Origin of the sequence: Croceibacterium aestuarii (assembly GCF_030657335.1) — a bacterium.
Lineage (GTDB): Bacteria > Pseudomonadota > Alphaproteobacteria > Sphingomonadales > Sphingomonadaceae > Croceibacterium_B > Croceibacterium_B aestuarii.
Map to the genome: position 1 here is coordinate 1,442,501 of NZ_CP131039.1, position 11,746 is coordinate 1,454,246.

General features: G+C 62.3%; 11 protein-coding genes, 1 tRNA gene, 2 rRNA genes and 1 pseudogene (1 of these 15 only partly in view). 8 read left to right on the forward strand and 7 right to left on the reverse strand.

Features of this window, described 5'->3' with window-relative positions:
- From Q7I88_RS07020 to Q7I88_RS07030, 3 genes are all read left to right on the forward strand, one after another.
- Positions 1 to 2,291, forward strand: a 23S ribosomal RNA gene (locus Q7I88_RS07020) (it extends 501 nt beyond the left edge of the window).
- Positions 2,292 to 2,405: 114 nt separating this feature from the next.
- Positions 2,406 to 2,520, forward strand: a 5S ribosomal RNA gene (gene rrf / locus Q7I88_RS07025).
- 114 nt (positions 2,521 to 2,634) lie between these two features.
- Positions 2,635 to 2,711: transfer RNA gene (locus tag Q7I88_RS07030), tRNA-Met, on the forward strand.
- A 79-nt stretch (positions 2,712 to 2,790) separates the two neighbouring features.
- On the opposite strand, the gene Q7I88_RS07035 is transcribed toward Q7I88_RS07030, so the two are convergent.
- The 7 genes from Q7I88_RS07035 to Q7I88_RS07065 all read right to left on the reverse strand — a co-directional run bounded on the left by Q7I88_RS07035 (position 2,791) and on the right by Q7I88_RS07065 (position 9,494).
- Complete coding sequence (locus Q7I88_RS07035) at positions 2,791 to 3,963, reverse strand: LptF/LptG family permease (RefSeq protein WP_305098330.1); 1,173 nt, start codon at positions 3,961 to 3,963, stop codon at positions 2,791 to 2,793.
- A 9-nt stretch (positions 3,964 to 3,972) separates the two neighbouring features.
- Complete coding sequence (locus Q7I88_RS07040) at positions 3,973 to 5,133, reverse strand: glycosyltransferase (RefSeq protein WP_305098331.1); 1,161 nt, start codon at positions 5,131 to 5,133, stop codon at positions 3,973 to 3,975.
- 7 nt (positions 5,134 to 5,140) lie between these two features.
- On the reverse strand, positions 5,141 to 5,668 hold the full coding sequence (locus Q7I88_RS07045; protein WP_305098332.1) for a DUF2141 domain-containing protein: 528 nt from the start codon (positions 5,666 to 5,668) through the stop codon (positions 5,141 to 5,143).
- Positions 5,649 to 6,584: a hypothetical protein gene (locus Q7I88_RS07050; RefSeq protein ID WP_305098333.1), complete on the reverse strand. Its 936-nt coding sequence runs from the start codon at positions 6,582 to 6,584 to the stop codon at positions 5,649 to 5,651. Before Q7I88_RS07050 ends, Q7I88_RS07045 begins: the two co-directional genes overlap by 20 nt.
- A gap of 27 nt (positions 6,585 to 6,611) precedes the next feature.
- Positions 6,612 to 7,781, reverse strand: coding sequence for a glycosyltransferase (locus Q7I88_RS07055; protein WP_305098334.1), 1,170 nt, complete (start codon positions 7,779 to 7,781; stop codon positions 6,612 to 6,614).
- 46 nt (positions 7,782 to 7,827) lie between these two features.
- Positions 7,828 to 8,577: a polysaccharide deacetylase family protein gene (locus tag Q7I88_RS07060; protein WP_305098335.1), complete on the reverse strand. Its 750-nt coding sequence runs from the start codon at positions 8,575 to 8,577 to the stop codon at positions 7,828 to 7,830.
- A gap of 83 nt (positions 8,578 to 8,660) precedes the next feature.
- On the reverse strand, positions 8,661 to 9,494 hold the full coding sequence (locus Q7I88_RS07065; RefSeq protein ID WP_305098336.1) for a hypothetical protein: 834 nt from the start codon (positions 9,492 to 9,494) through the stop codon (positions 8,661 to 8,663).
- Here Q7I88_RS07065 and Q7I88_RS07070 point away from each other — a divergent pair.
- The 5 genes and pseudogenes from Q7I88_RS07070 to Q7I88_RS07090 all read left to right on the forward strand — a co-directional run bounded on the left by Q7I88_RS07070 (position 9,493) and on the right by Q7I88_RS07090 (position 11,745).
- A complete protein-coding gene (locus Q7I88_RS07070) occupies positions 9,493 to 10,512 on the forward strand; it encodes an endonuclease/exonuclease/phosphatase family protein (protein ID WP_305098337.1) in 1,020 nt (339 codons plus the stop codon). The genes Q7I88_RS07065 and Q7I88_RS07070 overlap by 2 nt on opposite strands.
- A gap of 26 nt (positions 10,513 to 10,538) precedes the next feature.
- Positions 10,539 to 10,996, forward strand: a pseudogene (locus Q7I88_RS07075) (YaiI/YqxD family protein).
- Between the two features lie 200 nt (positions 10,997 to 11,196).
- Positions 11,197 to 11,388: a hypothetical protein gene (locus tag Q7I88_RS07080; protein WP_305098338.1), complete on the forward strand. Its 192-nt coding sequence runs from the start codon at positions 11,197 to 11,199 to the stop codon at positions 11,386 to 11,388.
- Positions 11,385 to 11,522 carry a hypothetical protein gene (locus Q7I88_RS07085; RefSeq protein WP_305098339.1) on the forward strand — a complete coding sequence of 46 codons (138 nt, stop codon included), beginning with the start codon at positions 11,385 to 11,387 and terminating at the stop codon, positions 11,520 to 11,522. Before Q7I88_RS07080 ends, Q7I88_RS07085 begins: the two co-directional genes overlap by 4 nt.
- 13 nt (positions 11,523 to 11,535) lie before the next feature.
- A complete protein-coding gene (locus tag Q7I88_RS07090) occupies positions 11,536 to 11,745 on the forward strand; it encodes a hypothetical protein (protein WP_305098340.1) in 210 nt (69 codons plus the stop codon).
- Position 11,746 lies beyond the last annotated feature (1 nt).

Consider the following 11,746-nt stretch of genomic DNA (forward strand, 5'->3'; position numbering starts at 1 on the left):
AAGGTGAAAAGCACCCCGATTAGGGGAGTGAAACAGTACCTGAAACCGAATGCTTACAATCAGTTGGAGCCCCTTTGGGGGGTGACAGCGTACCTCTTGCATAATGGGTCAGTGACTTAATGTACCATGCAAGCTTAAGCCGTTAGGTGTAGGCGCAGCGAAAGCGAGTCTGAATAGGGCGACTGAGTATGATGCATTAGACCCGAACCCCGGCGATCTAGGCATGGCCAGGTTGAAGGTGCGGTAACACGCACTGGAGGACCGAACCGGTGAATGTTGAAAAATTCTCGGATGAGCTGTGTTTAGGGGTGAAAGGCCAATCAAGCCGGGAAATAGCTGGTTCTCCGCGAAAACTATTGAGGTAGTGCGTCGGACGTATGCCGATGGGGGTAGAGCACTGGATGGGCTAGGGGGCCGCGAGGTCTACCAAACCTAACCAAACTCCGAATACCATCGAGTCTTATCCGGCAGACAGACGGCGGGTGCTAAGGTCCGTCGTCAAAAGGGAAACAGCCCTAACCTACAGCTAAGGTCCCCAAGTCATCACTAAGTGGGAAAGCATGTGGGAATCCCAAAACAACCAGGAGGTTGGCTTAGAAGCAGCCATCCTTTAAAGAAAGCGTAACAGCTCACTGGTCTAAATAAGGGTTCCTGCGGCGAAGATGTAACGGGGCTAAAGTGATGCACCGAAGCTTAGGGTTGCAGTTTACTGCAGCGGTAGCGGAGCGTTCCGTAAGCGAGTGAAGCGGGAGGGTAACCGACCGTGGACGTATCGGAAGTGCGAATGCTGACATGAGTAGCGACAAAGAGGGTGAGATGCCCTCTCGCCGAAAGACCAAGGGTTCCTGCGCAACGCTAATCGGCGCAGGGTGAGCCGGCCCCTAAGACGAGCCCGAAGGGGGTAGTCGATGGGAACCACGTTAATATTCGTGGGCCTGGAGATGTGTGACGGATCGTGGAAGTTGTTCGACCTTAACGGATTGGTCGGGCAGCCAAGCGGTTCCAGGAAATAGCCTCTCCGTATAGACCGTACCCGAAACCGACACAGGTGGTCAGGTAGAGTATACCAAGGCGCTTGAGAGAAGTATCCTGAAGGAACTCGGCAAATTGCCTCCGTACCTTCGGAAGAAGGAGGCCCCGTTATTGCGCAAGCAGTAGCGGGGGGCACAGGCCAGGGGGTAGCGACTGTTTAGCAAAAACACAGGACTCTGCTAAGTCGGCTTCAAGACGACGTATAGGGTCTGACGCCTGCCCGGTGCTGGAAGGTTAAGAGGAGGAGTGCAAGCTCCGAATTGAAGCCCCAGTAAACGGCGGCCGTAACTATAACGGTCCTAAGGTAGCGAAATTCCTTGTCGGGTAAGTTCCGACCTGCACGAATGGCGTAACGACTTCCCCACTGTCTCCAGGATATGCTCAGCGAAATTGAAGTTCCCGTGAAGATGCGGGATACCCGCGGTTAGACGGAAAGACCCCGTGCACCTTTACTGCAGCTTTAGAGTGGCATTAGGAAAGAATTGTGTAGAATAGGTGGGAGGCTTTGAAGCACCGGCGCCAGCTGGTGTGGAGCCAACCTGTGAAATACCACCCTGTTGTTTTCTGATGTCTAACCACGCACCGTTATCCGGTGTTGGGACCCTCTATGGCGGGTAGTTTGACTGGGGCGGTCGCCTCCTAAAGAGTAACGGAGGCGCGCGATGGTAGGCTCAGGACGGTTGGAAACCGTCTGCGAGAGTGCAATGGCATAAGCCTGCCTGACTGCGAGACTGACGAGTCGAGCAGAGACGAAAGTCGGTCATAGTGATCCGGTGGTCCCTCGTGGAAGGGCCATCGCTCAACGGATAAAAGGTACGCCGGGGATAACAGGCTGATGATTCCCAAGAGCTCATATCGACGGAATCGTTTGGCACCTCGATGTCGGCTCATCACATCCTGGGGCTGGAGCAGGTCCCAAGGGTTTGGCTGTTCGCCAATTAAAGTGGTACGTGAGCTGGGTTCAGAACGTCGCGAGACAGTTTGGTCCCTATCTGCCGTGGGCGTCGATTGTTGAGAGGAGTTGCCCCTAGTACGAGAGGACCGGGGTGAACATACCTCTGGTGTACCTGTCGTTCCGCCAGGAGCGCAGCAGGGTAGCTATGTATGGACGGGATAACCGCTGAAAGCATCTAAGCGGGAAGCCTCCCTCAAGATAAGCAATCATCGAACCGTGCTAGACCAGCACGTTGATAGGCCGGGTGTGGAAGTGCAGTAATGCATGTAGCTAACCGGTCCTAATAGTTCTGTTCGCGCTTGATGAATTCACATCATCAACGTCAGTCCTGCGTGGACTTGCGTTGTGGAGGATCATCCAGCCAGACGCTCATCGAATACAACAGCATCGATTAAACCGAATTGCGCCGGCTCCATTGCTTGGTGGCCATGGCGTCTGTGACCCACCCGATCCCATCTCGAACTCGGCCGTGAAACCAGACAGCGCCGATGGTACTAGTGCTCAAGCACTGGAAGAGTAGGACGCCGCCAGGCATTGCAGCCGGCGCAGTTCGGTCAAACCCATTCACAAGTCAGAGGGCCTGATTAGGCCCTTGAGAGGGCCCTTGCGGCCCTCTTTGCGTCTCCGTAAGGCGCGAACAACGGTGCCGCGGGGTGGAGCAGTCCGGTAGCTCGTCAGGCTCATAACCTGAAGGTCGTTGGTTCAAATCCAACCCCCGCAACCACCGTCTTCCGTTCTCACTGAACGCGTCAGCGCTGCCGGTTTCCGGTGGCGCTTTTTCTATTTGCGGCGCGGAAGCCGGATCAGTGCGACAGGGCTGGCACGCCATGCGCCGGACGATGTCGACGCCGCGCCCGAGCCAGCATTTGCCGCAGTTTCGAGCTTGGCCAGCGGCGCATGAGGCGCAGAAAGAACTCGTCGAACGCGCCGGCTCCCGCGCGCCGGTTCCACTCCGCGATCCCGGTGACCAAGGCCCCCCATGCAGCGGCAAGGCCCAGTCCCGCGAGTTCGGGCGAGAGCCCGGTCGCGCGATCGACCATCGAAATCGACTTGATGCACAGGACGATCAGCACCAGGCCGAGAAACAGCGACAGCGCCGATACGCTGCGTCGCGGGGGGCGGCCGAGTGAAAGGCCGAGCCACGGTGTCAGCAGGGCCAGCAAGGCCCACAAAATCCGGCCGTATGCTGCTGCGCGCGCTTCTGGCGTTCCTTGCTCAAGGAGAGACGACAGCGAGACCTTCTTGAACGGCACACTGGTAGCGGTGCGTTGTTCAGGGAACGGCTGGCCTTGCTCGAAGAATTCCAGTTTATCGAACTTGGCCACACTTCGGTCCCTGGCATTCACCGATTGGCCGTCGATCAGCCTGACGAAAATGCCTCCTTGGGGCGCAATGGAAACTTGTCCGACTGCTGCCGTGTATGTCGTGCCGTCTCCCACCAAGAAGATGTTCTCCAGCGACGAACCGTCGTCGCTGACGGCTCTGAACGTCATGGCGCGATCGTCGCCGAGCTTGACCATTTCGTTCGGCTGCACGCTGTAGCCGAATTCACCGGCATGCATTCGCCGTCCGATGTCATCGAGCCGTTGTTCGCCACCCGGCATCAGCCATCCCTGGTTGATGAGAATGACCAGCGCGACAACGAGCGAGAGAAGTGCGGGCCAACGCATCCAGCGCAGGGACCCGATGCCCGACGCTTCGATCGCATCGAGCTCGCCGCGCAGAGCTAGCCGGCGCACTGCCAGGGCGTTGGCGAGATAAAGTCCGACGAGCAGACCAAGGCCGGCGTACTCGGGGAGCAAGCCGGCGAGCGTTTCGATGACGATCTCGCCGCGGTGACCGGACAGACGGGTGATATCGAGCAAGCGCGGCAGGTGTTCGAGAATCATCAGCGACATGACAACCCCGAGCACGCTGAAGAGTGTGCCGATGGTCTGTCGCAAGACGTAGCGATCGAGAATGGTGACCGCACTCATTCTCCCGCTTCAGGCCGCCCGTACCCGCTGTGCTTCGATGATCGCGCGATAGGATCCGAACAGTTCGGTGAAGTGATCCTCCATCGTGCGCGATTTTTCGTCTCGAGCGCCTCGAAAGCCCATCTCCGCGAATTCGCGAATGGCCCGTGCGACGTCGCTCCCGGAGCCGGCTTGGAATGTCAGGCCGCCGCCCTCGCGGGCGAAATCGGCCGCGCCGCCGAGGTCGGGAACGATAACCGGGATGCCGCTGGCCCGCGCCTCCGCCGCCACCATGCAAAATGTCTCGGCCTCGCAGCCGTGGATCAGGGCATCGGCGCTGGCCAGGATTGTCGCGAAATGCGCCCTGTTGCGTTCCGGCGGCAGCACGCGGATGTGGGGATTTCCGGCAATGGACTTGAGCAGACTGCCTTTTTCGCGCCCCTCTCCAATTATGACCATCCCAACCGGCCAATGGCGGCCTACTGACGTGACGGCCTCGATCAGCATCGGGATGCGCTTTTCCGCGGCCAATCGGCCTGCGGCGATAAGCAGGATGGCATCGTCTCCGAGCTCACATCGACGCAGCAGTTCCTGGCGCAGGGCCAAGTCGCGCCGCTGCGGCGAGAACAGTCCCGCTTGCACGCCCATGGGCAAGGTTTGCACACCTGCGACCCCGCCTGCGCGGAGTCGCCCGGCGAGCTGCTCGTTGGCGCAGATGATCGTCGCGAATGCCGCCCCCAGCCGGCGCAGGTGACGCCAATAGCCTTCGCAGCGCTTGTCGATCTGGGCACGGGTCATGAACGGGCCGAGGTACCGGTAGGCGTAGGCCGCGAGAGGATCGGCGTGCATGACCAGCGATTTGGGAATATCCGGCCGCCAGGTTGCGACCATCGCCGGGCTTCGCCAGGGGGATGATGCTTCGACCAGATCCGGTGCCCATCGGTCGAGTGCGGAATGGATCGCAGCCTCGTCGTCAAAATAGCCGTACTTGCGATCGACCGGCAGGCGCGGAGCTCGCAGAGTGACAATTCGCGCCGAACCGCCGCGCTCTTCGAGACGATCGTCGTCGCCCGGAACGATTACGGTCATGTCGACCCCGAGTGCGCCGGAAAGGGCCAGCTTCTGTTCGATGTACGTGCGAACTCCGCCGCCTTGCGGCGAGTAGAAAGCGCAGACGTCGGCGATCCGCATCGCCGCCTTAATCCGGCTTTTTCAGCGGGCGCATGGCGAGCCCGTGCGCATAATTGAGCACGATAGTGATCGGCGTGGGACCGGCTCCCGCTCGCGCGCTCGCCCTGGTAGCCTTCGGCTTGCTCCAGCCGAGTTTCGGATTGCCGGCAAAACCCAGTCCGTCGACACGCCAGCCGAACTTGCGATTGCTGTCGCGGTCATGCAGCAGCATCACGCCATAGGTGCCCGGCGCGGGCACGCGGATGCACAGCACGGGTGTTCCGCTCGACGGCGTGGCCACTTCGACCCGGCGAAAGGTCTTGCCCTCCGAAATGAGGATGTTGTCGTCCGCGAGGAAATCCTTGTCGTTGGACGGATAGACTTCGAGCTTGAGATTTCCCGCCCGGTCCTTGAGGCCCGCCACGCTCACCATGAAGGATGGCCCACTCTCGTCAGCGCGGCACTTGCCCTCTGCCTTGCCGAGGTCCGGCGTCGAAGGAATTGTGGCGGCGGCGAGGAAAGGCAGGGCCAGCAAGCTAGCAAGCGGCCTTCGCATTGCGATCTCCATCAAACAGGTCGACCAGCGCAAAAGTCACACCAATCAGAATATGGGTCAGAAGGATCAAACCCGCCATCATCGTCACCAAGGCAGCCATTTCCGCATCCTTGCCGACCACGAGAATTGCGACGCCGGCGAACACGATGTCCTTGTTGGGCACGAAAGGCAGGCGCGAGATGAGGAGGCGTAGGGCGGCCAGCAAGAGCCACCAGGCAAGCGCCACCTCGGGCAGGACAAGATGCCACAGGAGCCCCGACAAGAGCGTGGAGACTACGATGCGCAGAACCTGAACGACGGCCACGAACCACAACTCAGGCCGGCTGAGCGAGAAAATTCTCCCACGCCAGATCATTACCGCGACCGAGGTGCCGATGACGAATGCCAGGGACCAGGCGATGGTCGCGGCGTAGTCATCGAGCGGCAGCAGGCGTAGGAACGGCGAGGCCAAGGCGAGCACCAAGAGCGTGACGATGTTGCCGGTCAACGCCGACAAGACCGCCACGTCCTTGACCGCGCCGAACGGCGAGGCCGCAAGCGCGAGTTTACGCCGCGCCCAGCTGTAAAAGTAAACCTCGCCGAGGTATCCGACGAGAAGTTCGTTGTAGATCAGCTTGCGCAACAGCGCGCCGAACGCGCTGGCTCCGCACTTCCAGAGGCGCCGGAATATGATCCAGTCGCTCAGCGGGCCGGCAAGGTAACTGGCCGCGAACACCGCCCAGAACAGCAGCGAACCTGGCACGATGGCCGTTATGTCGGACAACTTCAGCGACCGCATCTGGTACGCCGCCATGAACAGGACGAAGACCGACAGGGCCATGCTGGCGATACGCGGGATCGTCAGGATTGGTGGGCGGTCGTTCGGCTCCAGGACGATGACGTCCGACGCAGCGAGAGCGTTAATGTGATGGGTCATCTGGTCCCTGCAGAAAGCTGTTGCTTGTCAGACGCCGCGCTCGGCCCAATTCCGCAACCCGCCCTGGCTGGTCGCGAGCGGAGCTGTCCCGTCGGCGGAGGCGATGCGGGCAAATTCGCGAAGGTAGAGGCGGCTGGAGTTCTCGAGCGTGAAGCGCGCGGCGAGGCTTCGCATTTGCGCGACTGGCGCCTTCATCCGCGCGGCCTGGACCATAGCGGCGCCAAGTCGCTCGATGTCGCGGCAGGGAGCAAGGACGCCGAAACGGCCGTGTCCGACGAGCCATTCCATGCTGACGCAGCAGTCGGTGGCGGCGATCGGCAGTCCCGCCGCCAGAGCTTCGATGATGACCGCCGGAACCCCTTCGTAATCCGACGACAGCACAAACACGTCTGCGGCTGCGTAGAGTGCGGAGACGTCATCGACGTGGCCGGGCAGCGAGACCCGGTTGGTAAGGTCGAGCCGCTTTATGCGCGCTTCCAGGCGGCGGCGCTCCGGACCCTCACCGGCGATGATCAATGTGTCGCCGGCGTCGGCGCACCGGGCGAATGCATCGATCAGCAGCGCCTGGTTCTTCTGCGGGCACAGCCGGCCGACCGACAGGAATTGTCGGCCGGGGCGTCTTTCTCCTTTGCTGTGCGTGGTCGCTGCGCGGTCGAATTCCCAACGCGCGAGCGCAGGGTCGGGGATGCAGACCACCTTGCGGCGCGCAACGTCGAACTTTCGTTCGATTTGCTGCTGCATCGGCTCGGCAATCGCTACAAAATGCTCGAGATAGATGCCCTGGAGGCGGAGCCACAGTCCATATGCGGCCCGGCCCGGAGCCGGCATGTCGCTCCGATCGACCTCGTTGCTGACCTTGACCAGCACCGGGGGGCAGCGCGTCCCAAGCAGGACCTTCATGGCTACGCAGACGACCGTGTATGTATTGCCGGGGCAAAAGATCGCGTCGACCTCCTCGGAGAGCAGGAAGCGATAGAGCGACCAGATCATCCAGATCGTCTCCCACCAGTCGGTGGCTATCGGCTCGCTGCGGGTACGATAGTCGAGCTTGGGGGCGCTCATCCTTGCAGCGCCGCGATCCCGCCCTAGGACGACGACCACCTCCTCGCCGTCTTCCCGCCACCTCTCGGCCAGACGCAGAGCAACGCGTTCTACGCCGCCGGGTTCGAAACTATGGATGGGTATGGCGATGCGCATGCCGCTACGACGCCGCGGCCACGGGCAATCCGGAGCTGCGAAAAAGTCAGAATTTTCGAAGGTCGCGGTAGCGTCCAATTGCGCGGTGCCTCGTGAAGCAATCGAGGGTCCGGCCTATGCTGTCCAGAATTGACGCCTTCGTGACGTCGCCGGGATGAACCGCGACGCGCACCGTCTGCAGCGGATGGAGCATCTTTCGCGCCGCGGCGGCGAAAAACAGCGACGATGCGGTCCTGGCCGGCGAACGGCTCGCCCAGGTGATCACCGGCCCCCGCGCCACGGTCCGTTTGGTCGCCGGCTCCCAGACGCGCATATGATCTTCCGCGAGGGCGTAGCCGCTTTGTTCGAGGGCCGTCAGCGCACCGGGGCCATAAAGCCAGGCCGGGGCGATGAATCCTGCCGCCTCGCGGCCGATGATGTCCTCGATCAGCGCTCGGCCGTCGGCCATTCTGCGCGCGGCTTCCGCTTCGTCGAGACCGAGAAATTCGCCCTCGGAGGCGGTCATGTGCCTCGCCTTGAATTTCGCCATCCCGCTGTGTTCGGCCAAGTCGCGGTGGAACCAGCCGTGGACGAACATTTCCACGCCGCGATCGGCCCAGCCCCGGAGCTTGCCGGCAAATTCGGTTCCTGCGGCCAATCGCTGTCCGCCCCAGTGATCCGGGACCACCAGCATCGCAAAGTTCGGCCCCGCGAGTTGCGCCTCGAGCCGATCGGCGAGCTCGTCGATCTGTGCGGCAAAGCGCGGACCCACATCGTGGATCGAGGCAAGTAGAAGCTTCCGTTCGTGATGCGGCATGGAGGGCTTATCCTGGTGCCCGGGTTGCGCGGGCGTTCTGGTTGGCGAGCAAGTCCGGCAAGTGCAAGCACGCTAATCGCGCATCAGAATCTGAAGTTGGTCGCAAGCGCCAGAGATCGTTCGCGTCCGAGACCTCTGGTGTACGAGCTTTCCGCTCGCAAGCTTAGCGAGACTGCCGAGGCGTAGGCTGCCGGCGTGCTGCCGATTTTGAGGGCAAAGCCGGCCTTCTGCCGAGCAACCCCGCTGGCGATGGTGCGTGCAAATTCTTCGATCGAGCCGGGATTCCAGCCGCCGTTGTCGAAGGCACTGAGCGTGAAACGTGCTCCGCCCTCGCTCGCCAGCGACAGGTCCGCTTCGGCCGAACGGCGCGTAGTCTTGCCGACGAACAAAGGCCCGCCGATTGCGCCTTGCTTGAGATAGGTGCCTCGCCCGCCGACGCCCGTGCGCCATCCCGGCGCGAGGTCGAACTCGAGTTGCGCGAGGACCATTGCGCCCCGCCGCCACAGTTCTTCGGTACCCGCCGCAACGCCGTGCTTGCGACCTTCCCTGATGTGCGCGGCATCGAGCCGCAACGCGCCGGTGCCCCAGTCCAGATCGGCGCCGTGCAGGCGGGACCGGGGTTGCGGCGATGTTTCCAAGTCGCGCACGATGTCCACGGTCACCCTTTCCAGGCTCGGCGACGTCCCACCGGTCGCCTCCGCCAGCGCCGGCGCCGCGCTGAGCGCTAGCACGGGCAACCCGATGGCCAGGAAGGGGCGGGAACCGGAAATCATGGGGACGCTCCTCGCAAATTGCCTGTGCGGAGAAGACGCCGGCGTGCCGGGAAAACCGGAGTTCGCGCCGTCACTACGGAACGGGCTGTCGCACGGCGTCTGAGGGGTGATGATACCATTCCGCAGCAATCGAGGCTGGGCCATGGGCGGCCTGTTTGTGGCTCTGGCGGCGGCCCTTCTGCTGGCGCCCGGCGCCAGTGCGATCGATACCCAGCGCCTGCAAATTGCCGATCACGAGCCCAACCCTGCCGCGCAACTCACGGTGCTGACCTACAACGTAAAAGGATTGCCCTGGCCGATCGCCGGCAACCGCACGCCGCAGCTCGACGCCATCGGCGCCACGCTCGGAGAACTGCGGCGCCACGGCAACCAGCCGCATGTCGTGCTGTTGCAGGAAGCGTTCAGCAGCGAGGCGAAGGCCATCGCCACGGCGGCGGGATATCGCCACGTCGCATTCGGTCCGAAAGAGGCGCCCAAGCTCGCCGCGCCGCCTCTCGGGGAGGCCTTTGCGAAGGCCGCGCAATGGACGCGGGGTGAAACAGCCGGATCATTGGCCGACAGCGGTCTGGCCATGCTGTCGGATTATCCAATCGTCAAAGTCGAGCGCGCCGCGTTCCCCCAGGGGGCCTGCGCCGGGCTCGATTGTCTCGCTGCAAAAGGCGTGCTGCTGGCCTGGATCAGGGTACCGGGGATTCCGACTCCGGTCCTGATCGGCGACACGCACCTCAACTCGCGGCATGCAAGCGGGGTCGGTGCCGGCCGTGCCAACAAGGCATACGCCTGGCAAGTCGGCGACCTTGAGAAGCTGGTCGCGAAGGCCGCCACGCCCGGCACACCGATGATCGTGGGCGGGGATTTCAATATTGGCCGGGACAATGCCCGCGTTGCGGCCTTCGACCGAAGTGGGTTGCTTGGCTCCGAACGTCGCGACGACCTTGCATTCATTCACCAGGCCTCGCTCGAGAACCCCGGTGCGGCGGAATTTCCCGCCATCATGGCCGACAACAAGATCAAGCTGTTCAGCCGCGGGGGGCGCGCTGTCCGGGTCGAGCCCCTCGAGGCTTGGGTACCCTTTCCCTCGACATCCGATCCCAGTCCCCTCTCCGACCACCCAGGGCTTATCGTCGAATACCGGCTTATCTCTAAGCCGACTGGTCGGTGAGCTTCGAAGCTGGCAGATGCCGGGCCATGACTTCGATCCGCATTCTTGTCGATGCCGACGCATGTCCGGTGAAGGAAGAAATCTATCGTGTCGCAGAGCGTCGCAGGATTCCGGTCAGCGTAGTCAGCAACAGCTATTTCCGGGTGCCGGTCGGGCCGCTGGTGGAGCGAGTCGTGGTGACGACGGCTTCGATGCAGCGGACGATTGGATTGCCGAACGCGCCGCCCCCCGCACAGTCGTGATCACCGCGGACATCCTTTTGGCCGATCGCTGCCTGAAGGCCGGGGCTACGGTGATCGGCAACAATGGCCGGCCCTTCACCGAGGGCAGCATCGGCGGCGCCATCGCCACCCGGGCCATCATGGCCGATCTGCGCGCCGGAGGAGATGTCGTCGGCGGTCCTGCGCCATTTGCCAAGGCCGACAGGTCGCGCTTTCTGCAAGCGCTGGACGAAGCGCTGGTGAGATTGGAGCGCACTGCTTGACGCCCCGGCAGCGTAGGTCGGGCGCGCGAGCCCTTACAAATCCGTGACCCGTCGCTATATGGGTCACACTGCGGGCATTCGCTAACCTAAGCGCTCGCGGCTGAGAGATACGACGTGCTCCCGCTTACCCTGCAGGAGACGACCGTGCCGCTCCCCCTCACTCTCGACCATTCGATTCCGTCGAAGAGGCCGGTGCTCGTTTGAGCGACCGGACCCTGCTCGCCTATGGGCTGATCGCATTGCTGGTTCTCTGGCTTGGCGCGCTCATCTGGTGGCGACGCTACCATTCCAACCGGCAGACAGAGGTGCGCTCAAAATTGCGACGCCAGAAGCAAAGCGATGCGCGGGCGCTGAAATTTATGGCGGAAGACGACGCCGGCCTGCGACCATGATCGACCTCGTCTTCTTGGTCTACGGCCTGCTGCTCGCGGCAATGGTCGGCGTCGCGGTCTGGCTGGACATACGCCGGCGCAGGCGCCGCCGGCTGGTCGATGCCTCTACCCTGCTGTCCAGATCCACTTCCTGAAAGGAACTTCATCATGACATCCGACGGTCCCAAGCCCTTCCTCATCGTCAAGGACGAGGCGGGACAATTCCGCCTTACCGTGCGCGAGACGCGCTACAACAGCCAGGGCTACCCGTGGGTGGTCAGCAAACCTGTCGAACAGGCGTTCAAGTCCACAGCTGCGGCGCGTGCCTATGCGGTCGAAGAGTTCGGGGGCAAGGCCGGCGAGTTCGCCTTCCGCTGAA

Bases quoted from the DNA above. Each gene is read 5' to 3' on its own strand.
- Q7I88_RS07035 (WP_305098330.1), bottom strand. From the start codon at position 3,963: ATGAGTGCGGTCACCATTCTCGATCGCTACGTCTTGCGACAGACCATC.
- Q7I88_RS07040 (WP_305098331.1), bottom strand. From the start codon at position 5,133: ATGCGGATCGCCGACGTCTGCGCTTTCTACTCGCCGCAAGGCGGCGGA.
- Q7I88_RS07045 (WP_305098332.1), bottom strand. From the start codon at position 5,668: ATGCGAAGGCCGCTTGCTAGCTTGCTGGCCCTGCCTTTCCTCGCCGCC.
- Q7I88_RS07050 (WP_305098333.1), bottom strand. From the start codon at position 6,584: ATGACCCATCACATTAACGCTCTCGCTGCGTCGGACGTCATCGTCCTG.
- Q7I88_RS07055 (WP_305098334.1), bottom strand. From the start codon at position 7,781: ATGCGCATCGCCATACCCATCCATAGTTTCGAACCCGGCGGCGTAGAA.
- Q7I88_RS07060 (WP_305098335.1), bottom strand. From the start codon at position 8,577: ATGCCGCATCACGAACGGAAGCTTCTACTTGCCTCGATCCACGATGTG.
- Q7I88_RS07070 (WP_305098337.1), top strand. From the start codon at position 9,493: ATGGGCGGCCTGTTTGTGGCTCTGGCGGCGGCCCTTCTGCTGGCGCCC.
- Q7I88_RS07065 (WP_305098336.1), bottom strand. From the start codon at position 9,494: ATGGCCCAGCCTCGATTGCTGCGGAATGGTATCATCACCCCTCAGACG.
- Q7I88_RS07085 (WP_305098339.1), top strand. From the start codon at position 11,385: ATGATCGACCTCGTCTTCTTGGTCTACGGCCTGCTGCTCGCGGCAATG.
- Q7I88_RS07090 (WP_305098340.1), top strand. From the start codon at position 11,536: ATGACATCCGACGGTCCCAAGCCCTTCCTCATCGTCAAGGACGAGGCG.